22 protein-coding genes are annotated in these 23245 nt (G+C 73.3%); 10 read left to right on the top strand and 12 right to left on the bottom strand.

From position 1 onward, the window contains the following. Positions 1 to 12: 12 nt before the first annotated feature. Positions 13 to 1860, top strand: coding sequence for a DUF8034 domain-containing protein (locus tag ACW62_RS12125; protein ID WP_053204379.1), 1848 nt, complete (start codon positions 13 to 15; stop codon positions 1858 to 1860). Next, positions 1857 to 2762 (top strand): aldo/keto reductase, encoded by a 906-nt coding sequence (locus tag ACW62_RS12120; RefSeq protein WP_053204378.1) that lies wholly within the window; start codon positions 1857 to 1859, stop codon positions 2760 to 2762. The genes ACW62_RS12125 and ACW62_RS12120 overlap by 4 nt, the downstream gene beginning before the upstream one ends. Here the strand turns inward: ACW62_RS12120 and ACW62_RS12115 are convergent. After that, entirely contained in the window at positions 2729 to 3568 is an 840-nt protein-coding gene (locus ACW62_RS12115) for a Nif3-like dinuclear metal center hexameric protein (protein WP_053204377.1), read from the bottom strand. The genes ACW62_RS12120 and ACW62_RS12115 overlap by 34 nt on opposite strands. 157 nt (positions 3569 to 3725) lie before the next feature. On the opposite strand from ACW62_RS12115, the gene ACW62_RS12110 reads away from it, so the two are divergent. After that, complete coding sequence (locus ACW62_RS12110) at positions 3726 to 4304, top strand: dihydrofolate reductase family protein (RefSeq protein WP_053204376.1); 579 nt, start codon at positions 3726 to 3728, stop codon at positions 4302 to 4304. 72 nt (positions 4305 to 4376) lie between these two features. Then, complete coding sequence (locus ACW62_RS12105; protein ID WP_053204375.1) at positions 4377 to 5111, top strand: NYN domain-containing protein; 735 nt, start codon at positions 4377 to 4379, stop codon at positions 5109 to 5111. Between the two features lie 61 nt (positions 5112 to 5172). Here ACW62_RS12105 and ACW62_RS12100 read toward each other — a convergent pair whose 3' ends face one another. From ACW62_RS12100 to ACW62_RS12075, 6 genes are read right to left on the bottom strand one after another with little or no spacing between them, the layout of a single operon-like run. Next, the gene (locus ACW62_RS12100) at positions 5173 to 6582 is read right to left on the bottom strand and encodes an ATP-binding protein (RefSeq protein ID WP_053204374.1); all 1410 of its coding nucleotides are present in this window, start codon (positions 6580 to 6582) and stop codon (positions 5173 to 5175) included. A gap of 2 nt (positions 6583 to 6584) precedes the next feature. Then, positions 6585 to 8258 (bottom strand): NAD(P)/FAD-dependent oxidoreductase, encoded by a 1674-nt coding sequence (locus ACW62_RS12095; protein WP_053204373.1) that lies wholly within the window; start codon positions 8256 to 8258, stop codon positions 6585 to 6587. A 36-nt stretch (positions 8259 to 8294) separates the two neighbouring features. Continuing rightward, entirely contained in the window at positions 8295 to 9095 is an 801-nt protein-coding gene (locus ACW62_RS12090; protein WP_053204372.1) for an alpha/beta hydrolase, read from the bottom strand. Positions 9096 to 9129: 34 nt separating this feature from the next. Continuing rightward, the gene (gene nhaA / locus ACW62_RS12085; protein ID WP_053204371.1) at positions 9130 to 11004 is read right to left on the bottom strand and encodes a Na+/H+ antiporter NhaA; all 1875 of its coding nucleotides are present in this window, start codon (positions 11002 to 11004) and stop codon (positions 9130 to 9132) included. Next, the gene (locus tag ACW62_RS12080) at positions 11004 to 11936 is read right to left on the bottom strand and encodes a hypothetical protein (protein WP_053204370.1); all 933 of its coding nucleotides are present in this window, start codon (positions 11934 to 11936) and stop codon (positions 11004 to 11006) included. Before ACW62_RS12080 ends, nhaA begins: the two co-directional genes overlap by 1 nt. Positions 11937 to 11948: 12 nt before the next feature. Further along, positions 11949 to 12194, bottom strand: coding sequence for a DUF2630 family protein (locus tag ACW62_RS12075; protein WP_053204369.1), 246 nt, complete (start codon positions 12192 to 12194; stop codon positions 11949 to 11951). A gap of 64 nt (positions 12195 to 12258) precedes the next feature. On the opposite strand from ACW62_RS12075, the gene ACW62_RS12070 reads away from it, so the two are divergent. Next, entirely contained in the window at positions 12259 to 13209 is a 951-nt protein-coding gene (locus ACW62_RS12070) for an endonuclease/exonuclease/phosphatase family protein (protein WP_053204368.1), read from the top strand. Here ACW62_RS12070 and ACW62_RS34725 read toward each other — a convergent pair. After that, a complete protein-coding gene (locus ACW62_RS34725) occupies positions 13199 to 15748 on the bottom strand; it encodes an FAD-dependent oxidoreductase (protein WP_169792043.1) in 2550 nt (849 codons plus the stop codon). The genes ACW62_RS12070 and ACW62_RS34725 overlap by 11 nt on opposite strands. 104 nt (positions 15749 to 15852) lie before the next feature. Then, a complete protein-coding gene (locus tag ACW62_RS12060; protein ID WP_053204367.1) occupies positions 15853 to 16302 on the bottom strand; it encodes a MarR family winged helix-turn-helix transcriptional regulator in 450 nt (149 codons plus the stop codon). Positions 16303 to 16373: 71 nt separating this feature from the next. On the opposite strand from ACW62_RS12060, the gene ACW62_RS12055 reads away from it, so the two are divergent. Beyond that, entirely contained in the window at positions 16374 to 17261 is an 888-nt protein-coding gene (locus ACW62_RS12055; protein WP_053204366.1) for an LLM class flavin-dependent oxidoreductase, read from the top strand. Between the two features lie 86 nt (positions 17262 to 17347). Continuing rightward, on the top strand, positions 17348 to 17614 hold the full coding sequence (locus ACW62_RS12050) for a GlsB/YeaQ/YmgE family stress response membrane protein (protein ID WP_053204365.1): 267 nt from the start codon (positions 17348 to 17350) through the stop codon (positions 17612 to 17614). A 56-nt stretch (positions 17615 to 17670) separates the two neighbouring features. Here ACW62_RS12050 and ACW62_RS12045 read toward each other — a convergent pair whose 3' ends face one another. Beyond that, complete coding sequence (locus ACW62_RS12045) at positions 17671 to 18642, bottom strand: NAD-dependent epimerase/dehydratase family protein (protein ID WP_053204364.1); 972 nt, start codon at positions 18640 to 18642, stop codon at positions 17671 to 17673. Between the two features lie 94 nt (positions 18643 to 18736). On the opposite strand from ACW62_RS12045, the gene ACW62_RS12040 reads away from it, so the two are divergent. Continuing rightward, positions 18737 to 19420: a GAF and ANTAR domain-containing protein gene (locus ACW62_RS12040; protein WP_053204363.1), complete on the top strand. Its 684-nt coding sequence runs from the start codon at positions 18737 to 18739 to the stop codon at positions 19418 to 19420. 52 nt (positions 19421 to 19472) lie between these two features. After that, positions 19473 to 19829: a WhiB family transcriptional regulator gene (locus ACW62_RS12035; RefSeq protein WP_157574701.1), complete on the top strand. Its 357-nt coding sequence runs from the start codon at positions 19473 to 19475 to the stop codon at positions 19827 to 19829. A 5-nt stretch (positions 19830 to 19834) separates the two neighbouring features. Here the strand turns inward: ACW62_RS12035 and ACW62_RS12030 are convergent, their stop codons facing one another. Both ACW62_RS12030 and ligD read right to left on the bottom strand, forming a co-directional pair. Further along, a complete protein-coding gene (locus tag ACW62_RS12030) occupies positions 19835 to 20263 on the bottom strand; it encodes a hypothetical protein (RefSeq protein WP_053204361.1) in 429 nt (142 codons plus the stop codon). 107 nt (positions 20264 to 20370) lie between these two features. Next, entirely contained in the window at positions 20371 to 21744 is a 1374-nt protein-coding gene (gene ligD, locus ACW62_RS12025) for a non-homologous end-joining DNA ligase (protein WP_053204360.1), read from the bottom strand. Between the two features lie 260 nt (positions 21745 to 22004). Here ligD and ACW62_RS12020 point away from each other — a divergent pair, with 260 nt between their 5' ends. Further along, complete coding sequence (locus tag ACW62_RS12020; RefSeq protein WP_240477292.1) at positions 22005 to 22958, top strand: sigma-70 family RNA polymerase sigma factor; 954 nt, start codon at positions 22005 to 22007, stop codon at positions 22956 to 22958. Positions 22959 to 23245 lie beyond the last annotated feature (287 nt).

Genomic DNA, 23245 nt, shown 5'->3' with positions numbered 1-23245 from the left:
GTGAGGTGTGCCGTGCTCGTGTCGTCCCGCCGGCCGGCCGAGGTCCCGGAGTGGGCCCGGCTGCAGCGGTCGCTGTTCGCCCAGCAGGACAAGGCGTGGCGGACGTTCGCCGACCGCTACACCGCCGCCGACGGCCGGTTGGTCTTCGCGGACACCCTCGGCGAGGGCTCCGACGACCGCGACGGCGTGGACGACTTCTACGAGGCGTTCTTCAACTGGCCGATGCTGTACCTGCTCGGCGGCAGCGACGACCTGCTGGCGGCGTCCGAGCGGCACTGGGACGGCGTCACCGCGCAGCTGACCGAGATGGGCATGCTGGTCGACGGCTACGAGCGCGGCTACGACTGGTTCCACCAGGGCGAGAGCCTGTTGTTCTTCTACGCGCGCTGCCTGGCGCGACCCGGGGTGGCCCAGGGCAGCGCACGACGGTTCGCGGACCTCTACCTGCCGGGCGGCCCGAACTACGACCCCGAGCACCGGATCATCCGCGCGCCGCACAACGGGGCGGGCGGGCCGCGCTGGGGGTTCGGCGACCATGAGGTGGCGTTCCCGTGGAGCCTGCCGCTGCGGCCGTACGGGCTGCCGCTGGACTGGCTCGGCTACGACTCCTTCGACGAGCTGGTGGCCGACCCCGCGAAGGCGCGCGCCTACGGCCGGGAGATGTGGGATCGCATGGGCCGCGGCGACACCTTCGCGAACGTCCTCTCCACCAGCCTGGCCGTGCACGCCTGGCTGCTCACCGGCGAGCAGCGCTACGCCGACTGGGTGGCCGAGTACGTCGGCGCCTGGCGCGACCGCTGGGCCGGCGGCCCGGTCGTCCCCGACAACGCGGGGCTGAGCGGACAGGTCGGCGAGTACCTGGGCGGACGGTGGTACGGCGGCCACTACGGCTGGTCCTGGCCGCACGGGCTGCAGTCGATGGCCTGCGCGGCGGTGGTCGCGGGCACGAACGCGGCGTTCGTCACCGGCGACGACGCCTTCCTCGACCTCGCCCGCAACCCGTTTGACGTCGCGCTCGAACAGGCCGAGCAGCGCCGCCCGGACGACGTCCCCTCCGTCACCTCGCGGTGGACGACGCACCTCGCCGGGCTGGGCGACCGGCCGACGCTGATGGTGCCGCACCGCCGCGGCGACGCCGGCTGGTTCGACTGGAACCTGCCGCCGACGCAGTACGCGATCTGGCTGTGGCACTTCGGCCGCGCCGACGAGGACCGGCGCCGCGTCGACGCACTGCGGGCCGGCGCCTCCTGGGACTGGACCGCCGTCCACGACCAGCGGACCAAGGAGGAGAACGGCCACGAGGAGCCGTGGTTCGAGTACCTCGCCGGCCGCAACCCCGACTATCCGGAGCGGGCCCTGCGCAGCGCGCTGGCCACCAGCGAGCAGCGGCTCGACGACATCGCCCGCGACGACACCGATCCGGCGGCCGGGCCGTCGGCGCTGGACATCCACCTCTGGCAGCACCGCAACCCGGTCGTCACCGAGATCCTGCTGCAGCTCACCACCGGCACGCCGCAGGTGCTCTACAACGGCTCGCCGGCGCACCTGCACCTGCGCTGGTTCCACGGCGACGGCGTCCGGCCCGGCCTGCCCGACGACGTCGCCGCGCTGGTGTCGTCGATCGACCCGGACCGCACCGTCGCCGAGCTGGTCAACACCGGCGACCGGCCGCGGACGCTGGTCGTGCAGGGCGGCTCGTTCGCCGAGCACCGCATCCGCACCATCGCGCTCGACGACGGCCCGGCCGAGGACGTCGGCGGGCCGCGGGTGACGGTGCGGCTGGAGCCACGCGCGCAGGCCAGGCTCACGCTGGCCCTGACGCTGCGGGCGACGACGCCGACGCTGGTGGCGGGCGCATGACGGTCGCGCTGCCGCGCCTGGGCATCGGGACGGCGGCGTTCGGCGGGCTGTTCACGCCGGTCGCCGAGGCCGACGCGCTGGACGCGGTACGGGTCGCGGCCGAGCTGGGCGTCGGCTACTTCGACACCGCTCCGCGCTACGGGCACGGGCTGGCCGAGACGCGGCTGGCCCGCGGTCTGCGCGCGACCGGCGCCGACGCGGTCGTGTCGACGAAGGTCGGCTGGCTGCTGCGCGACGGTGACGCCGTCGAGCCGGACTGGACCGAGCGCGGCATCCGCGCGTCGCTGGAGTCCAGCCTGGCGCGGCTCGGGCGCGACCACGTCGACATCGCGTTCATCCACGACCCGGACGACGCCGCCGACGAGGTCCGGCGCACGGCCTTCCCGGCGCTGCGGCGGCTGCGCGACGAGGGCGTGGTGCGGGCCATCGGGTTCGGGATGAACCACGCCGATCCGCTGGCCGCGCTGGTCCGCGAGTTCGACCCCGACGTCGTGCTGATCGCCGGCCGGTTCACCCTGCTCGACCATCGGGCGCTGACGACGCTGCTGCCGGCCTGCGCGGACACCGCGACTCAGGTGGTCGTGGGCGGCGTCTTCAACACCGGCCTGCTGGCCGAGCCGTCGGCGTCGACGATGTACGACTACCGGCCGGTCGGCGTGGACGTGCTGGCGCGGGCGCTGCGCTGCCAGGAGCTCTGCGCGCGGTACGACGTGCCGCTGACCGCGGCCGCCGTGCAGTTCCCGCTGCTGCACCCGGCGGTCGGGACGGTGCTGGTGGGCTGCCGGTCCGGCGCCGAGGTGGCCGCGAACGTCGCGGCGGCCGGGCACGAGATCCCGGCCGCGCTGTGGGCCGAGCTGGGCGACGCGGGCTACGTCCCGGCCGGGCTGCTGGCCGCGGTGTAGGCGTCGGGCGTCTCGACGAAGCGCACCGGCAGCTCCGGGACCAGCGCGGCCAGCCAGTCGGCGAAGAACCGCAGGCCGGCCTGCTCGGACGGCACGTGCCCGGCGACGACCAGCCCCGCGGGCGAACCGCCGCGCCCGGCCAGCCACGCCGCGTCGGTGGCGTACGACCCGGTCTCCCACTCGTGCGCCTCGCCGACGACGACGGCGTCGACGTCGTCGCGGCGCAGCAGTGAGCGGTTGCGGGCGAAGCCGCGGTTGCCGAGGTCGAGGCCGACCCGGGTGACCGGCAGCTCCGGGTCGCCGACGAACCGCGCCGCCCGCGCCCCGAGCGCCGTCGCGACGTGGGCCGCGAGCGCTCCGAGCGTCGTCGGCGCGACGGTGCAGAGCGCGACGCCCGCGGCGGCCGGCTCCGGGTCGAGCGTCCAGCCCAGGGCCCGCGCGACACCCTCGTCGACGCCGTCGGGACGGCGCCGGTGCCAGCCGTCGTGGTAGTGGCAGACCACCAGCCCGCGCGCGTCGATGAAGGCGCGTTTGGCGAGGTAGACGGGGTCCTGTTCGGCCGCGAGGTCGTCGTTCGCGGCGCCGAGGTGGTCGTAGAACGGCGCCTCGTGGGTGATGACGACGTTGGCGCCGGCCTTCGCGGCCCGGTCCAGCACGTCGAGTGTGGCCAGCGTCGTGACCGCGACCCCCGCGACGACGGTGTGCGGGTCGCCCGCCACGACGCCGTCGACGGTCGTCGGCCGGGGCAACGCGCCGTCCGCCGCCGCGATGCGAGCGAGCAGGCTGGCGGCGGTCAGCGTCGTCACGGCACCCAACCTAAGCGGCCACGAACAGCACCGCCAGCCACGTCCACCCGGCGATGACCGGCAGCCCGAGAAACTGCAGCGCCCCGTCCTTCGGGTGTCGAAACGGGGCCGCGCCGTTCGTTGCAGAGGTGAGCGACCATCGAACCGAGGAGTCATCATGACCGCGACCTACACCTACGACGTCTTCACCAGCCTCGACGGCTTCGGCGCCGCGACCGGCGACTGGGGCGGCTACTGGGGCAAGCAGGGCCCGGAACTGCTCGAGCACCGCCTCGCGCTCTACGGCGAGGAGCAGCGCATGGTGTTCGGCGCCACCACCTACCGCGCGTTCGCGGCGATGCTGGCCGCGAGCACCGAGGAGTCCGAGGTCCGCGACCCGTGGGTGACCCGGATGCTGAACCTGCCGGCGACGGTGGTGTCGACGACGCTGCGGGGACCGCTCGACTGGCCGGACGCGACCATCGCGAGCGGCGACGCCGTCGACGTCGTCGCCCGGCTCAAGGAGGAGTCGGCGGTGCCGCTGCGCTCCCACGGCAGCCTGTCGATGAACCGGGCGCTGCTGGCCGCCGGGCTGGTCGACCGCGTCCAGGTGACGCTCTTCCCGGTGATCACCGGGCAGACGGGAGCGGCCCCGATCTTCCGGGGCGCGGCCGACTTCGACCTCGAGCTGATCGAGAGCCGGACCCTCGACGGCCGCACCCAGGAGCTCGTCTACCGGCCCAGCCGGCACGGGTGACTCAGGTCGGCCCGTGTCCGCTTTGTCCGCCGCCAACTGCGCGAGCCGACGATTCGCACTAACCTCGCTCGCGTGCGAGTCGGTGTCTATGTGGACGGCTACAACCTCTATTACGGTGCTCGGGGACTCTGCGGGCGATCAACCCCTGGTTGGCGATGGCTGGATCTGCGGGCGCTGGCGGAGCATCTGATCGCGTTGCGCGCACAGTGGGTGGGCGCTGTCGTTGACAATGTCACCTACTGCACGGCGCGTATCAGCGGCGCATCTAATCCGGTCGGACAGCGCGAACAGGATGTGTATCTCCGGGCACTGGCACATACGGGTTCCGCGACCAGGATCAGCTACGGCACCTACGTGGCGAGGGTCGCGACAGCGCCACTCGCCGTGAAGGGGCGCAACGGCAAGCCGGTCCTTGTCGAGCCGAGCTGGCCGATCATGGTTCAGGACGCCGCAGGAGCCGACGTGCCAGGTGCGACGTTCATGGCGTCGATCGCGCGGCGCGAGGAGAAGGGGTCGGATGTCAACGTCGCGTCACATCTGCTGATCGACGTGCTCACGGATGTCGTCGACGCGGCCATCGTCATCAGCAACGACAGTGATCTCGCCTATCCCGTGCGAATCGCGCGCGCCCGAGTGCCCGTGGGGCTGGTCAACCCGACCAAGGGTGTCCGCGCCGGCAAGCTGGCGGGGTTGCCGAGTGACGGTGCCGGCAACCATTGGTGGTACCGCCTTGAGCCGGCTGACCTGCGAGCACACCAGTTGCCCGCGGTCGTCACGGATCGGATCGTCAAACCGGCGCCGTGGTAGTCTGAATGCATACCACCCGGCGCCTCTGGCGTCGGGTCTTCTGTTTCTGGGCCACCGCCCGTCAGGCGGGCGACAGCGGGAGCCGGGTGCTGAACGTCGTCCCGCCGGGTCCGGTGGTGTAGCTCAGCGTGCCGCGGTGCCGCTTCTCGATGATCCGCTTCGCGTTGTCGAGCCCCAGCCCGCTGCCCTCACCCATCGGCTTGGTGGTGACGAACGGCTCGAACAGCCGGCCCCGCACCTCCTCGGGCACGCCGTGCCCGGTGTCGGCGACCTCGACGACGGCGTGGTCGCCGTCGAGGCGGGTGCTGAGGGTGAGCGTGCCGTGTCCCTTCATCGCGTCGACGGCGTTGTCGATGAGGTTGGTCCACACCTGGTTGAGCTCGGCGGCGAACGCGGGCACCGGCGGCAGGGTGGTGTCGTAGTCGCGGCGCACCTCGATCTCGCCGAGCTTGTGCCCCAGCATGACGAGCGTGCTGTCGAGGCCCGGGTGGAGGTCGACCTCCTGGTGGGCGGCTTGGTCGAGGTGGGCGTACTGCTTCACCGACGCGACCAGGGTGGAGATGCGGTTCGACGCGTCCTCGATCTCGTCCATCAGCGCTTCGGTCTCGAGCGTGTAGCCGAGCCAGGCCAGCGCGGACGGCAGGGAGTCGCCCACCTCGGCGGCGACGTCGTCGATGAAGGTGGTGTCGAGGCCGGCGGCGACGAACACCGGCGCGACGTCGACGGCGTGGTCGAAGCCGAGATCCTCGAGGTGGTCGACCATCTCGTCCTCGAGGTCGCTCTCCTGCAGCGGGGTGAGCGGGTCGCGCTTCTTCGCGGCGATCTCGACGGCGCGCTCCTGGATGGCCATCAGCCCGGTGATCATCTCCGGATCGACCGGGCCGGCCGCGATCATGCCGAGCTTCTGCCGCATGTGCGCGACGCGGTCACGCAGCTGCCCGGCGGCCCGGACGGTGGCCGCGGCGGGGTTGTTCAGCTCGTGCGCGAGGTTCGCCGACAGCGTGCCCAGCTGGGCGAGGTGCTCGCGCTGGCGCACCGTCGCCTCGGTGGTGCGGATGCCGAGGTACAGCCCGTCGAACAGGTGCACCGCCATCGGGAACCACTGGTGCACGAACGCGGCGAAGGCGCCGGCGTCGTAGCGCAGGAACCGGCAGTCGGTGACGGCGTGCAGCGACGTCTCGTAGGAGGCGGCCGCGGAGGTGGCGAAGGCGCGGACGGCGCCCGCGTAGGCGCCCCGGTAGTCGGTCTCGTTGACGACGACCTCGTCGCCGTCGGCGTGCCGGAGCAGCCGCAGCGTGCCGTCGAGCAGCACCCACAGCGCGTCGGACGGTTCGCCGGCCCGGTAGACCGTGCTGCCGGCCGGGTAGGTGCGGACCTCGCTGCTCGCGGTGACCTCGGCCAGCTGCTCCGGGGTCATGCCTTCGAAGAGGAACAGCGTGCGCAGCTCCTCGACGTCGATGGGCGTGCCCATGGTCACGTCGCCTCCAGGTAGCGGTGCACCAGCGTGACCGCCATGGCGCCCTCGCCGACGGCGGACGCCACGCGCTTGACGGACTCGGCGCGGACGTCGCCGGCGACGAACACGCCCGGGACGCTGGACTCCAGGTGGTACGGGGTGCGGGCCAGCGGCCAGTCGCGCGGCGGCCGTCCGTCGTCGTCGAGCAGCGCCGGCCCCGTCAGGAGGAAGCCGCGGTCGTCGCGGACGAATTCCGCGCCCAGCCACGACGTGGGCGGCTCGGCGCCGATGAACACGAACAGCCGCGTGGCCGGCAGCGTCTGGGTGCCGCCGTCGCGGGTGTCGGTGACGACGATGCGCTCCAGCCGGTGGTCGCCCTCGGCGGCGGTGACCTCGGTGCACGTGCGCACCTCGATGCGCGGATCGTTCTCGATGCGCCCGACGAGGTACTCGGACATCCGCAGCCGCAGGTCCGGCCCGCGGACCAGCATGACGACGCGGCTGGCGTACTGGGCGAAGTGCAGCGCGGCCTGGCCGGCGGAGTTGGCGGCGCCGACGATGTAGACGTCCTCGCCCTTGCAGCCGGGCGCCTCGTGGGCGGACGCGCCGTAGTAGATGCCGCGGCCGGCGTACTCGTCGGCGCCGCGGGCCGGCAGTTGCGACCACCAGACACCGGTGGCGATGACGACGGCGTGCGCGGTGACCTCGTGGCCGTCGTCGAAGCGCACGACCCGGCCCTCGCCCTGCGCGACGACGTCGACGGCGGCGGCCGCGGTGAGCATCTCGACGTCGAAGCGGACGGCTTGGTCGCGGGCCCGCTGGGCCAGCTCGGCGCCGGAGACGCCCTGCGGGAAGCCGAGGTAGTTCTCGATCAGGCTGCTGCGGGCGGCCTGCCCGCCGACGCCGGCGCGGTCGACCAGCAGCGTGCGCAGGCCCTCGCTGGCGCCGTAGACCGCGGCGCCGAGCCCGGCCGGACCGCTGCCGACCACGACGAGGTCGTAGAGCGGGCTGCCCGCGGTCGTGGCCAGGCCCAGCCGCTCGGCGACGTCGCGCAGCGGCGGGCAGGTCAGCACCACGCCGTCGGGCATGATGACCGCCGGCAGGGCGTCGTCGGGGAGGTTCGCGGTCTCCTGTAGCGCGGCGGCGTCGGGCCCGCGCAGGTGCCGGTAGGGCACCTGGTTGCTGGTCAGGAACTCCTTGAGGTCCTGGGTCTCGGCCGCCCACTGGTGCCCGAGCAGCGTGACGCCCTCGAAGCCGGGCCGGCTGTCGCGCGCCCACACCTCCAGCAGCTCGTCGAGGACGGGGTACAGGTGCTCCTCGGGCGGGTCCCACGGCTTGACCAGGTAGTGGTCGAGGTCGATGTCGTTGACGGCGCGGATGGCCGCCTGGGTGTCGGCGTACGCCGTCAGCAGCACCCGCTTCGCCTGCGGCACGACGTCCATGGCCTGTTCGAGGAAGTCGATGCCGTTCATGCCGGGCATGCGGTAGTCGGCCAGCAGCAGCGCGGTGGCCTCGCCCCGCAGCGTCAGCTCGCGCAGCACCTCGAGCGCCCCGGCCCCGGTCTCCGACCGTACGACCCGGTGGTCGGCGCCGTAGCGGCGCCGCAGGTCGCGGGCGATGGCCCGGCTCACGGCCGGATCGTCCTCGACGGTCAGCAACACAGGTCCCTGTCGTGGCACGTGCCCCTCCATCTGGTGCCGAGCGGTCGGTCTCCCCAGCGTACGGCGTCAGAGGCCGCGCGCTTTCAGCCAGGCGAGAACGTCGTCGGCGATGGTCCGCCAGCCGCCGTCGATGCCGAGACTGTGCCCGCGGTCCGGGTACTCCCGGAGTTCCGTCACCGCCGGTGACCTGCGGTAGAGCCGCGCCGTCGTGCGGACGATCGCCGGCGCGACGGTGTGGTCCTTGCCGCCGAGCGTGAGCAGCAGCGGCCCGCGGCCGGCGTTGCCGGTGGCGACCCGGGCCGGCGAGGACGGGTTGAGGTTGGCGACGGCGGTCTCGAACAGCGGCCGGCCGGGCGACGGGATCGCCCAGCGGGCGAACAGCTCGTCGGACTCGTGCTCGGTGAGGGCGTTGCCGAAGCCGTAGCGGAACTGGGCACGGTCCAGCGCGACCGCGCGGCCCCGGTTGGCCGGGTTGCGCAGCGCGATCGAGGCGACCCGTAGCGACGACGGTGGCAGGTACACGACCCCCTTGATCGGCGCCGGGTCGAGCGCGACGGCCGCCGCGCCGAGGTTCTCGCCGAGCAGCCGCTGCACGATCAGCCCGCCGAACGAGTGGCCGACGAGGACCGGCGGCGTGGGCAGCGCGCGGATCAGCTCGGCGTAGTGGCCGACGACGGCGTCGATGCCGACGCCGGCGACCCGCTCCGGGTGGTCGCGGGTCTCCTCGGCGGACGCGCCGTCGCCGGGCCAGCCGGGCGCCTGGGCGTCGTAGCCGGACTCACGGAACAGCTCCACCCATGGGCTCCACGAGTCGGCGTGCAGCCACAGGCCGTGGACGAAGACGACGGGACGACGATCAGTGGACACGGGCGATCCCCCCTCGGATGTGCGCGTGCACCGATCATGGACCCGGATCGCGAGGTTGGGAACGGTTCGCGCCCAGCTCACGCGTGATCGCCGCGCGCAGCGACTCCAGGTCGTACCGGCCGTGGTGGCGTTGCCCGTTGACGAAGAACGTGGGGGTGCCGGCGACGCCGCTCTGCTCGGCGCTCTCGACGTCGCGGGTGACGCGCAGGGCGAAGTGCCGGGACGACAGGTCGCGGGCGAACCGGTCGACGTCCAGGCCGAGGTCCTCGGCGTGGCGCAGCAGGTCGGGGTAGGTGAGCGCGTCCTGGTGGGTGAGCAGCAGGTCGTGCAGCTCCCAGAACCGGCCCTGCTTGCCCGCCGCCTCGGCCGCCTCGGCGGCCAGCTGGGCGTGCTCGTGCACGTCGGTGAGCGGCAGATGCCGGAACACGAACGTCAGGTCGTCGCCGAAGGCGTGGGTCAGCTCGCGCAGCGCCGGCTCGGCCCGGCCGCAGTACGGGCACTCGAAGTCGCCGTACTCGACCAGCGTGACGCGGCCGTCCGCGGGGCCGCGGATGTGGTCGACCTCGGGGTCCACCGGGTCGGCGAGGTCGACGATCGGGGCGGCCAGCCGGTCCTCCCCGGCCGTCCGGGCCCGCCCCGGCAACCGGGCGATCAGCCGGAACACCAGCAGCGAGAGCACCGTCGCGATAAGCGACGCGGCGAGGATGCCGAGCTTGGCGTCGTCGAGCTGGTGGCCCTCGAACGCGATGCCGGCGATCAGCAGCGAGACGGTGAAGCCGACGCCGCCGACGGTCCCGGCGCCGATCAGCTGCGGCCACGGCACCGTCAGCGGGAACCCGAACCGGCTGGCCAGCCACGTCACGCCGACGATGCCGATCGGCTTGCCGACCACCAGCCCGAGCACGATGCCCAGCGTGATCGGCGACGTCGCCGCCTCGCGCAGCACGTCGCCGTTGATCACCAGGCCGGCGTTCGCCAGCGCGAACAGCGGCACGATCAGGTAGTTGACCCACGGGTGGAACAGGTGCTGCAGCCGCTCGTTCGGCGAGATCGCGGTCGTGAGGGTGCGGCTGGCGGTCCGCGCGTACTCCGGCACCGGCTGCTCGCGGAACAGCCGCCACACCGCGCCGACCCGCTCCAGGTCCTCGCGCGACGGCGGGAAGGCGGACGCGATCAGGCCGAGCGCGATGCCGGCCAGCGTCGCGTGCACCCCGGAGATCAGCGTGGCCAGCCAGATGCCGGAGCCGACGATGAAGTACGGGACGCCGTGCCGCACGCCGCTGTGCTTGAGCACCAGCACGACGCCGAACAGCGTGACGGCGACGCCCAGCGCCGCGAGCGAGACGTCCTCGGAGTACGCGATGGCGATGATGGTCAGCGCCACGACGTCGTCGACGATCACGGCGGTCAGCACGAACGTCCGGGTCCGCGGCGACGCCCGCTTGCCGGCCAGCGCCAGCACACCGAGCGCGAACGCGGTGTCCGTCCCCATCACAATCGCCCAGCCGTGCACGGCGGAGTCGCCGGCGTTGACGGCCAGGTAGAGCAGCGCCGGGATGATCATCCCGCCGAGCGCCGCCAGCACCGGCGTCGCGACCCGGCTGCGCTCGCGCAGCTCGCCCATGTCGAACTCGCGCCGGATCTCCAGCCCGACGACGAAGAAGAACAGCGCCATCAGGCCGTCGTTCACCCATTCCCGGATGTCCAGCGACAGCTCCGCGTCGCCGAGCCGGATCGCCAGCTCGGTGTGCCAGAACTCGTCGTAGCTGTCCGGCCACGGCGAGTTCGCCCACACCAGCGCCGCGACGGTGGCCGCCAGCAGCACCACGGCGCCGGAGCTCTGCGTCGCGATGAACTCGCGGATCGGCGAGGCCAGCCGCCGCGACCGCGGGGTCTGCCCGTTGGCCATCAAGGCAGCCGGCTGAGCTGCTGCTTCGCCTCGCGGCGGCGCCGGCGGGCCGCCTCGGACGCGCGGCGCGCGGCCTCGACGTCGTCCTCGGCGGCGCCGATGTCGTCGCGGGCCTGCTCCAGCTCGCGGCGGGCGGCGGCCAGCTCCTCGGTCAGCCGCTCGACCGCCTCCTGCGCCCGCCCCAGCCGCCGCCGCTGGTCGTCCAGCGCGGCCTCGGCGTCGTCGACCTGCTCCTCGGCGGCGTCGACGGCGGCCTCGGCCTGCTCCAGCTCGTGTTCGGCCCGCGCGTGGTCGCTCGCCGGCTCCGCGGCCGGCTCCTCGGCGGCGGGCTCGGGCTCCGGTTCTTCCGCCTCGGCCGCGGGCGTCGCGCGCGGCCGTCGGGTCGTCTCCAGCCGCTGGCCGCGGGCGACCCGGGCGTCGGACAGCGAGATGACGTCGGCCGCCTCGCCGTCGTCCTCGACCGCGCCGAACCCGACGTGCTCCAGGCCGTGCGACAGCCGCGCCGCCCGCAGCACGTCGGCGGCGCGGGGGTCGGCGATGGCGGCGTCGAGCGACGCGGCGACGGCCTCGATGAGGTCGGGGCCGGCCTTCTGCCCGGCGGCCGTGGCCACCTTGCGGGCCGCCTTGAGCAGGCCGTCGACCTGCGTCTTCCGTTCCGCGGTCAGCTCACGCAGCGCGGCGCCGTCCATGGCGGACATCGCCTGGCGCATGCGTTCGCCGAGGTCGGCGAGGGCACGGACGTCGTCGCCGTGCTGCCGGACCAGCTGGTTGGTCAGCCAGGCCGCGACCGTCGGTTTGCGCAGTGCTTTGACCCGGGCCGCGACGTCGCCGGCGCCCTCGCTCTTGAGCCGTTTGGCGAGCGCGTTGCGGGCTTCGACGAACTCGTCGGGCGGGAGGGCGTACAGCTCGTCCGCCGCGTCGTCGAGGTTCATGCGACCAGTGTCCTACTGCAGGTACCGCTCCACCTCGTCGACGGGCCGAGCGGCGGCCTCGTCGGGGTTCTGTCCCGCCTCGACCCGGGCGCGGCGCTGGCGCAGCAGGTCCCAGCACTGGTCGAGCTGCTCCTCGAGCTGGCTCAGCCGGGAGTGTTCCTCGTCGGTCGAGATCTCGCCGGTCTGCAGCCGCTGCCGCAGCGCGTGCTCGTCCTCGACCAGCGCGTTGATCCTGGCCCTGATGTCGTCTTCCTGCATCGCTGCTCCCACGGCTCGGTCCGGGACCTGACCCTGCCGAGCATAGGCACGGTACCGTCGGGCCGTGACCGTCATCGGCACATGGAATCTGGAGAACCTGTTCCGGCCGGGCCAGGGCGACGGCCGGCCACCGGACCAGGCGACGTACGAGGCGAAGCTCGACGCGCTGGCCGGCACCGTCGGCCGCATGGCGCCGGACGTGCTCGCGGTGCAGGAGATCGGCGAGCCGGCCGCGCTGGACGACCTCGTCGAGCGGCTCGACGGCGACTGGACGACGCGCGTGTCCGAGCATCCCGACAGCCGCGGCATCCGGGTCGCGGCGATCTCGCGGCTGCCGGTCGAGGAGACCGAGGACCTCGTCGCGTACGCCGACGGCGTCGGGCCGGTGCGCGCGTCCGACGGCGGCGCGCTGTCGGAGGAGATGGGCCGCGGCGCGCTGCGGGTCCGGGTCCGCACGGCCGCCGGCGACACCGTCGACGTCGTCACCTGTCATCTCAAGTCCAAGCTGCTCAGCTACCCGGGTGGCCGGTTCGGCCCGCGCGACGAGGGGGAGCGGGCCCGTTACGGCGCGTTCGCGCTGTACCGCCGCGCGGCCGAGGCGGCCACCGTCCGCGAGTGGGCGAACACCCTGCTCGACGGCGCTGGCCGGGACCGCGCGCTGGTGGTGTGCGGCGACCTCAACGACGAGCCCGGCGCTGCCACCACGCAGATCCTGCTCGGCCCCGGGGGCTCGGAGATCGGCACGCCCGGCGAGACGCAGCCGGACCAGGGCGACCCGTGGCGGCTGTGGAACACCGCGCCGCTGATCCCGGAGGCGCGCCGCTACAGCCGCGTCTACCGCGGCCGCGGCGAGCTGATCGACCACATCCTCGTCTCGCACGAGCTGCTGGGGCGCACCGAGACCGTCGACAGTCTGATCGACCGCGGGCTGGCGTCGGTCACCGACGACCCGCGGCGGCGCGCGGCGGCCGAGGACTCCGACCACGCGCCCGTCGTCGCGACCTTCAGGAATTGACCACGAGGTTCTCGAACACCGCCAGGCCGAGCCTGTCCTGCACGTGCGCGCAGGACAGCACGCCGACGTCCTGGGTGGCGGCGGCGGACGGGAGGTCGATCGAGCCGACCGGCTGCCACGTCACGCCGTCCAGGCTGTACGAGCCGTCGAACCGGGCCTGCGTCCGGGCCAGCCGCAGGTGGACGGGGTACGGCGACGGCGTCATCGGGGCGCGCAGCACCGACTCCACCGTCCCGCTGCCGTCGGCGTCCCAGAGCAGCAGCAGCCCGTTCTCCGGCTTCACCACCAGCGCGACGTAGCCCGCCGACGTCCCGGCGCCGCGCAGGTCGTTGCGGAACACCAGTCCGGCGCGCGCGTTCGGGTCGGTGGCCTCCTGCGAGACGACGGTGACGGTCGCCGTCGTCGTGGGGCCGGCCGCGCCGTCGTGGAAGATCGCGCCGTAGTGGTCGACACCGGTCCAGAGGTCGACGCCGTTGCCCAGGATCGCCAGCCGCGCGCCCCGCTGCCCGAAGTGCGCCCGCGTCGACGCCGCCGTCTGCAGCGGCGCCTGGACGGGTTCGGCGACGGCGACGGCGTGCCGCGCCTGGTGGCTAGCGCCGGCGTACGTGACGGACGCCTCCAGCGTGCCCTGCCCGACCGGCTCGGCCGGAGCCGTCGCCGTCACCCGCCACGTCGCGGCGAACTCCGCGCCCGGCTGCACCGCGCCGACCTCCACCGGCGTCGACGGCGTCACCGTCCAGCCGGCCGGCGCGGCCAGCGCGAGCCGTACCCCGGTCACCGTCGCCGGCTCCTCGTTGACGAACGTGACGGTGACGTCGTCGGCGGCGCCCGGCCGCAGCTCGTCCGGCGCGTCGAACGCGAGCACGCCGGCGTTCGGCGGCCACGTCAGCACCATCCCCTCTGCGCGCAGCCGCTGCCGCAGCGCCGGGTAGGGCACGTCCTGCACCGCGACGCCGGCCGTCAGCGCGAGGTCGGCCGCGACCGCCGCCGCGTGCCCCGTCGCCATGAACACCGGCTCCATCCGGGCCGACCCGAACGCGATGTGCGACGCCGAGATCGCGCACGTCACCAGCAGGTTCGCGCACTCACCGCGGGCCGGGACGATGGCGCGGTAGGAGATGCCGTACGGACCGGCCGGCGGCACCTGCACGTCGCCCTCGTTGCGGGCGAATCCGCCGACCACGACGCGAGCGCAGTTGTGCGAGTCCATCGTGTACGACGCCAGCGCGATCGGGTCCGGCGCGGCCACCGTCCACCGGCAGTCGTGCTCGGTGATGACGTAGTCGGCGACCATCCGGCGCGCCTCGCGGATGTACAGCTCGTGCGACCAGCCGCCGGTGCCGGTGAACTCGTCGTTCGTCAGTCCCCACCCGTTGACCTCGGCCCGGACCGCGTCCGGCACCCGCGGGTCGTTGGCCAGGAACCAGAGCAGCCCCTGCTGGTAGGTCACGTGATCCTGGAAGATCGCCTCGCGGGTCGCGTGGTCGCCGTCCGGCCAGGCGTAGTTGCGGCCGATGTTGTCGGTGCTGACCGCGCCGTGGTTGTTCAGGTCGGTCTTGCCGTTCGGCATCGGGGTGTTCAGCCGCATCGCGTCCCACACGCCGGCCTGGAGGTAGCGCAGCAGCAGCTCATACCGGCTCGGGTCGTAGTTCGGCGGCTGCGGGAACGGGCGCCGGTCGGCCGCCCGGGTCAGGCAGACGCGGAAGTTGAACGCCTGGATGCGGTCGTCGCCCTGGCCGGTCGTGCCGGGCGGGTCGGGTGCGATGCCCTGGAGCAGTCCGCTGGCCGGGTCGCCCGGGACGACGTACGGGTCGATCTGGCGCTGGAACTGGTGGCCGGAGCGGATCTGGACGCCGTTCAGCGTCTCGCCGTAGGTCGCGTTCGCCTCCCGGCCCACGGTGTAGCCGACGCCGGCCGCCGCCATGAGGTCGCCCTCGTAGCTGGCGTCGATGAACGCCTGCGCGACGAAGACCTTCCCGTTCTCGGCGCGCAGCGAGTGGATGCGCCCGCCCACCAGCCGGACGTCGTCGAGCCGGTGGTCGCGGTAGACCTCGACGCCCGCCTCCTCGACCCACGCGTCGAAGGTCTGCTCGGCGACGTGCGGCTCGAACGTGAACGACTCCGGGCGGCCGTAGTGCGCGCCGAGGCGGCGGTAGAACTCGCGGCTCAGCCCGCCGATCGACTCGATCCGCCCGGTGTCCGTCGCGCCCAGCCCGGCCGAGCTGAGGCCGCCCAGGTGCCGTCCGAACACGACGAAGGCGACGCTGCGGCCGGCCTGCGCGGCCCGCACCGCCGCCGTCACCCCGGCCGACGTGCCGCCGTAGACGCAGACGTCGGTGCGCACCACGCCCGGGTCGCGGGGGACGGGGTACCAGTAGCGCAGCCCGGGGTGCTGCCCCGGCCCGACCACGGCTGTGCCCGGCGCGGCGCCGGGTGCGGGTGGAGCGCCGGCCGCGGGCGCCGGCACGCCCGCGGCCAGCCAGAGGGCCCCGGCGCCGGCGGCCCCCAGCACAGTGCGGCGGGTGGGTTCGGGAGACACACGAATCACCCTCCGACGCTGGAAAGCGGTTGCCCAGCGATCGTACTGATCATCATGGGCCGAAGGGAAGGTCCAAGAGCCGGTGAATTGAGAAACTGGCCCGATCAGTGGCGAAAGTCGCGCCCCAGCGTCCAGAGCAGGTCGCGGAACGCCGGCCCGCTCAGCTCCGGCGCGGCGGCGAGGAACCGCTGCTCGGCCGAGTCGACGGCCCGGGTCGCGTCGGCCCCGATACGCCGGCCGTGGTCGGTCGGCTCGACCAGGTTCTTCCGGCGATCGGCCGGATCCGGGCGCCGGCGCACGAGCTCGAGCGCCTCCATGCGGTCGACCATCGCGACCATCGTCGTCCGGTCCACCTGCAGCTGGCGGGCCAGGTCCTGCTGCGACAGCGCGTCGCCCCGGGTCAGCAGCACCAGTGCCGCCAGTTCGCGCGGGTCGACGCCGTACGGCTCCAGTGCCTGCCCGACCAGCGTGGCCAGGTGCAGGTGGGCCCGCTTGAGCAGGTAGTGCAGCCGGAAGGCGGGTGGCGGCGAGCCGGAGTCGTCGTCGGTGGCCATGCCTCGATTCTGCCACTTGACTGATCGTCAGCTACACTGACGATCAGCATGACTGACGAAAGGAGATCGCCATGAACGGTGTCAGCTTCGGGATCAAGACCACCCAGGTGAACGTGGACTACGCCGACATCGTGCGGGTGTGGCGCGAGGCCGACGAGGTCCCACTGCTCGCGGACGCCTGGCTGTTGGACCACCTGGTGCCGATCATCGGCCCGCCGACGACGCCGGGGCACGAGGGCTGGACGCTGCTCGCCGCGCTCGCCGCTCAGACGTCGCGGATCCGGCTCGGGCACCTGGTCACCAGCAACCGATTCCGGTCGCCGGCGCTGCTGGCGAAGATGGCGGCGACGGTCGACATCGTCTCCGGCGGCCGCCTGAACCTCGGGCTCGGCGTCGGCGCGACCGACGCACACGGCGCGGGCCAGGAGTTCGCCGCCCGCGAGCACGCCGCGTACGGGCTGCCGCTGGTGCCGCCCGCCGCGGGCCGGGCAGCGCTGGCGGAGGCGTGCACGATCATCCGCCGGCTGTGGAACGACGACCCGTTCGACTTCGACGGCGACCACTACACGCTGCGCGGCGCCGTCTGCGAGCCCAAGCCGGTGCAGCGGCCAGGGCCGCCGCTGCTGATCGGCGCCTACGGGCCGCGGTCGCTGCGGGTCGTCGCGGAGCACGCCGACGTGTGGAACGTGCCCGGGCCGCCGCACTTCGACCTCGCGCTGCTGCGGGAGCGGTCGGCGCTGCTGGACCGGCATTGCGCGGAGATCGGGCGCGACCCGGCGACGATCGTCCGCTCCGTCCAGCTGATCGTCGACTACGACCAGGCCGCGGCCGCTCGCGCGACGGTCGAGGAGCTGATCGAGGCGGGGTTCGGGCACATCGTCCTCAGCGTGCGGCCGCCGCTGCCCGACGGCGTCGCGCACTGGCTGGCCGACGAGATCATCGCTCCCGTTACTCGGTAGCGCCGGCCCGCGCCGCGGCTCCTTCCATCGGGGTACGCCATCGGGCAAGATCGGAACCGGCACACCATCCAGTTCGGGGAGGGCCCGTGGAGGTCAGCGGCATCATCTCGGCCATCGTCGTCGGAGCGGTCATCGGCGCGCTGGGCCGGCTCGTCATCCCGGGGAAGCAGGCCATCCCCATCTGGCTGACCGTCGTCATCGGCATCGTCGCTGCGCTCATCGGCACCGCCATCGTCGGCCCGCTGCGCGACACCAGCGGCGTCGACTGGATCGAGGTCATCGTCCAGATCGGCCTGGCCGCCGCCGGTGTGCTGCTGGCCACCAGCATGCGGTCCAAGGGCAGCACAGGATGACGTCCACCATGATCATCAACCTTTTGAGCTGCTATGACAGCCCACAAGGTTGATGATCATGGCCGGACCGCTCGGCGGCGCCGGAACCATGCCAGCGTGGCGGCCAGGCCGTCGTGCACGGAGGTCTGCGGCCGCCAGTCCAGCAACTGCCCGGCCAGCGTGATGTCGGGACGGCGGGCCTGGCTGTCGGTGGCCGGCGGCTCGACGAAGACGATCTCGGCGTCCGGGCCGGTGACCTCCGCGACCTCCTGAGCGATCGCGTATACCGGCACCGCCTCCGGGCTGCCGATGTTCACCGGGCCCGGGTAGCTGCCGCCGGCCAGCGCCAGCAGCCCGGCGACCGCGTCGTCGACGTAGCACAGCGAACGGGTCTGGGTGCCGGTGCCGGGCACCGTCAGCGGCGCCCCGGCCAGCGCCTGCCGGATGAGCCGCGACAGCACCCGGCCGTCGTCCAGGCGCATCCGCGGCCCGTAGGTGTTGAAGATCCGCGCGATCGCCGTCCGCAACGCGTACGTCGTCCGGTACGCCACCGTCAGCGCCTCGGCGAACCGGCGCGACTCGTAGTAGGCGCCGTAGCCGTCGGCGGGGTCGACCTGACCGACGCGGTCCTCGCGGCTGGGCAGCTCGCCGACCGGCCCGTACACCTCCGACGTCGACACCAGGACGAATCGGGCCGACCGGGTACGGGCGAGGTCGAGCGCGTTCAGCGTGCCCGAGCTGGCGCTGCGCATCGTCGCGACCGGGTCGAGCAGGTAGTCGCTGGGCGCGGCCGGCGCCGCCAGGTGGAAGACGACGTCGACCGGACCGGTCAGAGCGCCGTCCAGCTCGTCGTTGAGGTCCCGCCGCAGCAGCGCGAAGGCCGGTTCGTCGTCCAGGTGCCGGACGTTCGCCGCCCGGCCGGTCTCGAAGTTGTCGATGCAGGTGATGCGGTGTCCGGTCGCCAGCAGCGCGTCGCACAGATGCGAGCCGAGGAATCCGGCCCCACCCGTGACCACCGCGTGCGGCTGCACCTCACCATCGCCCACCATGTTCCGGTGCGTACCCCATGGGGGAGGATCGACACAGCCGACCCGCTCGGGGAGGATGGTGGCCCGATAGGGCTCTACGTGGCGGAGGACGTGGGTGACCGAACCTGATGCGGGCGACTTCGCCGACATGGCGCTCGCGCTGCACGATGAACCCGATGTCGAGCAGACGCTCGAGCGGGTCGTGGAGTACGCACAGCAGGCCACCGTCTGCGACGACGCCGGCCTGATGTTGCTGCACGGCGGCGGGCGCATCGAGACGACCGTCGCCACCGACCCGCGGGTCGGCAAGGCCGACGAACTGCAGACCTCCCTCGGCGAAGGCCCGAGCCGGGCGGCCATCGACACCCGGACGTCCATCCTGATCGAGGACACCGCCGCCGAGCCGCGCTGGCCTTCGTGGGGTCCGCAGGCCGCCGACCTCGGCCTGCGCAGCGTGCTGTCGGTGTGCCTGCGCACCGGCAACACCACGCTCGGCACGCTCAACCTCTACGGCCACCGGCCGGGCATGTTCGACGACGACGACACCGACGTCGCGGAGATCTTCGCCCGGCACGCGTCCGTCGCGCTCGCGTCGGCGCGCGAGGAGGACGGCCTGCGCCAGGCCATCGGCGCCCGGCACCTCATCGGGCTGGCCCAGGGCATCCTCATGGAGCGGTACGGCCTCGACGCCGACCGCGCGTTCGCCGTCCTGCGCCGTTACTCCCGCAACAGCAACGTCAAGCTGCGCGTCGTCGCCGAACGGGTCATCGCCACGGGGCGGCTGCCCGACGAGCCCTGAACCGGGGCCGTTCAGCCGGTTTGCCGCTGGAACCCGTGGGTAACCGGGGGTGATGACTGTCGGGGTGATGCGCATCGTCCGGAGGACGGAGGCCGGGCGACGCAGCGATGTGGTGGTGCCGAGTCCGGACGAGCCTGGTGCGCGGGTCGACTCGGCGTCGTGGTGGGAGTACGGGCTGTGCCGGGAGTGGGACGCGGACCTGTTCTGCGTCCCCGAGGGGGTGTCGCCCAGCCGCAGACGCGCTCAGGAGACCCGAGCGAAACGGATCTGCGGGACCTGCCCGGTCCGGGACCGTTGCCTCGCCGAGGCGATGGAGCGGGACGAGCAGTACGGCGTGTGGGGCGGGCTGGACACCGAGGAGCGGCGGCAGCTGGAGCGGCGGCGACGGGGGAAGCGCCGCTCCAGCTGACCGCACTACCAGCCCGGCCGGCGGTCGCTGTCGTCCGCGATGACGTCGTGGCCGTCGGGATGGGGCCGGTCCGGATCCGGACCGCCGTCCCGCGGCGTCGCGGGATCCGGGGCGTCGGGGTGCAGGGTGTCGGCCGTGCGACGCCGTTCGGCGGCCGCCGCGGCCTCCTCGCCGGCGGTGGCCTTCAGCCGTTCCGCCTCGGCCTCCTGCTCCGCGGCAGCTGCCCGGGCGTGCCGGGCCTGCGCCGCTCGTTCGTCGGCCTCGGCGCGGTGCCGTTCGGCGGCCCGCTCGGCGGCGTCGGCCTCCTGCCGCTCCTGGACGGCCGCCTCGCGGCGGGCCGCGGCGCTGTGGGCGCGACGGCGCGACAGCAGCCACGCGGCGACGGCGATGAGCACCACGATGATGATCAGCGCCACGATGAGCTCGGTACTCATGGGTACCTCCCTCCGCCGCGACCACGGTGGCCGCGGCATCCCGCACCAGTACCCGTGGGCGCGACGGGCATTCCCGCGGTCCGCACCGCCGGGGTGTGTCTCCCAGGTCAGGCCGGCGGCGGCACCGGTTCCTCGCGAACGACGTCGCGGGCCGGCTTGTCCTCGCGCAGCCCTTCGAACGACGGGTGGCGCAGCGTGCCGGCGCCGGTCCACTCGGCGAACTCGACCTCGGCGACCAGTTCGGGCCGGACGAAGACGGCGTCGCGCTGCGGCTGGCGGCCGGTGAACGGGCTCTCGTCCGTGCGCAGACCCTCCAGCCGCCGGAGCAGGCGGCCGCGGGTGGCGTCGTCGAAGCCGGTGCCCACCTTGCCGGCGAACCGCAACGCGCCCTCGTCGTCGTAGTAGCCGGCCAGCAGCGCGCCGAGCGACCCGGCCAGCCGTCCCTGCCCCGCGATCCAGCCGCCGATGACGACCTCCTGCCGGCGCACGTTCTTGATCTTCAGCCAGTCGCGGCTGCGCCGGCCCGGCTGGTACCGGCTGTTCAGGCGCTTCGCGACGACCCCTTCCAGCCCCTGCCGCCGGGTGGCGTCGAGCAGGACGTCGCCGTCGCCGCGCTGGTAGTCGGGCACCTGCCAGTGCGGCCCGGCCAGCCCGAGCGCCGCCAGCTCGCGCCGTCGCTCCTCGTACGGCGCGTCCAGCAACGACCGGCCGTCCAGGTGGAGCAGGTCGAAGATCACGTAGACGACCGGCACGGCCTGCGCCTGGTGCCGGATGTCCGCGTCGGAGGCCAGGTGGATGCGCGGCTGGATGCGCTGGAGGCTGGGCCGGCCGTCGTCGCCGAACGCGACGATCTCGCCGTCGAGCACCAGCCGATGCGCGCCGACGGCGTTCGTCAGCGGCCGCAGCTCGGGGTACTGGCGGGTGAACTCGCGCCCGTTGCGCCCGACGAGGCGGAGCCGGCCGGGCTCGCCGAACGCGAGCGCGCGCACGCCGTCCCACTTGATCTCGAAGCCCCAGGCGTCCTGGTCGGGCGGCAGCGTCGACAGCGTGGCGGCCATCGGCAACAGCGTCGGCGGCAGCGGCTCACCGTCGTCGGCAGGTCCGTCCATGCGGTGGATCATCCAGTCGTCGCCGCGGGTGCGGAACAGCGCGAACCGGCCCCGGACCTTCTCGCCGTGCAGCGTCGCCACGACCTTGTCATCGCGGAACTTCTCCGCCTCGAAGGTGCCGTGGTCCCAGATCGTGAGGGCGCCGCCGCCGTACTGGCCGGCCGGGATCTCGCCGTCGAAGTCGAGGAATTCCAGCGGGTGGTCGTCGGTGCGGACGGCGAGCCGGTTCTCGTCCGGCGTGCGGGGGAAGCCGCGGGGCAGCGCCCACGACGCCAGCACGCCGTCGTGCTCGAGCCGCAGGTCCCAGTGCAGCCGGCGGGCATGGTGCTCCTGGACGACGAACCGCCCGCCGGAACCATCGTCGTCGCTCATCCGTTCCATCGTCGCCGGGGAGCACCCCGCCGACAAGCGCGAACGCCGGAATACCCGGTGCTATCGGGACGTTCCCCTAGCTGGAAGTCCTCGGTAGGCCGGCATCGGCCCGGGGCTTCGGGAACCGGATCGAAAGATCCGCGGGTTCCCGCAGAGCAACCCACCAACGCATACCACCGACGGTTCGCGCCGTGCGCGCGCGGCCTGGGCGTGCCATGGGCCGCCGCGACGACAGCGAGACGAGTGAGGGAGACGAACGAATGACGATGGTGCAGGAGCAGGTGCGCTCCCCGGACCGGGGACGCGACGAGGACTACGACCTCGTCGGCCAGTACCTCAAGCAGATCGGCACGACGCCGCTGCTGTCGGCGGCCGAGGAGGTCGAGCTGGCGCGCCGCATCGAGGCCGGCGTGTACGCGGCGACGCTGCTGGAGACCACGAAGCCCGGCCGGCGCCGCGACCAGCTGGCGGCGCTGGTGCGCGACGGCGAGCAGGCCAGGGACCACATGATCCGCGCGAACCTGCGGCTGGTCGTGTCCGCGGCGCGCAAGTACTACCGCAACAGCGGGCTGCCGTTCCTCGACATCGTGCAGGAGGGGAACCTGGGGCTGATCCGCGCGGTCGAGAAGTTCGACTACGCGAAGGGGTTCAAGTTCTCCACCTACGCGATGTGGTGGATCCGGCAGGCCATCGAGCGTGGCAAGGCCGAGCGGGCCCGCACCATCCGGTTGCCGGTACACGTCCTCGAGACGCTGTCCAAGCTGGGTAGGGCCGAGCGCAAGCTCACCGTCGAGCTCGGCCGCGACCCCACGCCCGACGAGCTGGCCGAGGAGATCGACCTCACGCCGGCGCGGATCATCGAGCTGCGCCGCATCCGGCGCGACACCGTCAGCCTCGACACCCCGGTGGGCGACGAGGGCAGCGCGAGCCTCGGCGACCTCATCGAGGACACCGAGACGCCGCAGGCCACTGACGTCATCGAGTTCCGGGCGCTCGGCGAGCAGGTGCGCGACCTCGTCAACACGCTGGCCCCGCGCGAGGCGCTGATCGTCTCGATGCGCTTCGGCCTGGAGGACGGCGAGCAGCACACCCTGCAGGAGGTCGCCCAGCGCGTCGGCCTGACGAAGGAGCGGGTGCGGCAGCTGGAGAAGCTGGCGCTGGCCGAGCTGCGCGACCCCGAGCGGCACCAGCCGCTGATCGAGTGGGCCGGCTGACGTCCCCCGGCCGCAGCGCACCAGGCCCCGCCGACTCGTTCGGCGGGGCCTTCGCGTTGCGGGGACGGCTCGGCGCTAGGGGGTGTCTCCCAAGTCTCGGCCGTAGCGAGCGGCGTTCAGGTGGATGCCTCGCAAGGCCGAGGAAGGAGTCATAGCGGGGTTCTATGGCGACTGACGAGAACGCAGCGAGGCGCCGCCTGGACGCCGCGCAGTAGGCCACGGATTTGGGAGACACGCCCTAGCCTCGGGGTTTCACGTCTGCCGGGGTGGTGTGTGGCGTGTGATGC

Source organism: Jiangella muralis (genome assembly GCF_001270745.1).
GTDB classification, from domain to species: Bacteria; Actinomycetota; Actinomycetes; order Jiangellales; family Jiangellaceae; genus Jiangella; species Jiangella muralis.
This window is presented reverse-complemented; position numbering and strand designations above follow the sequence as displayed.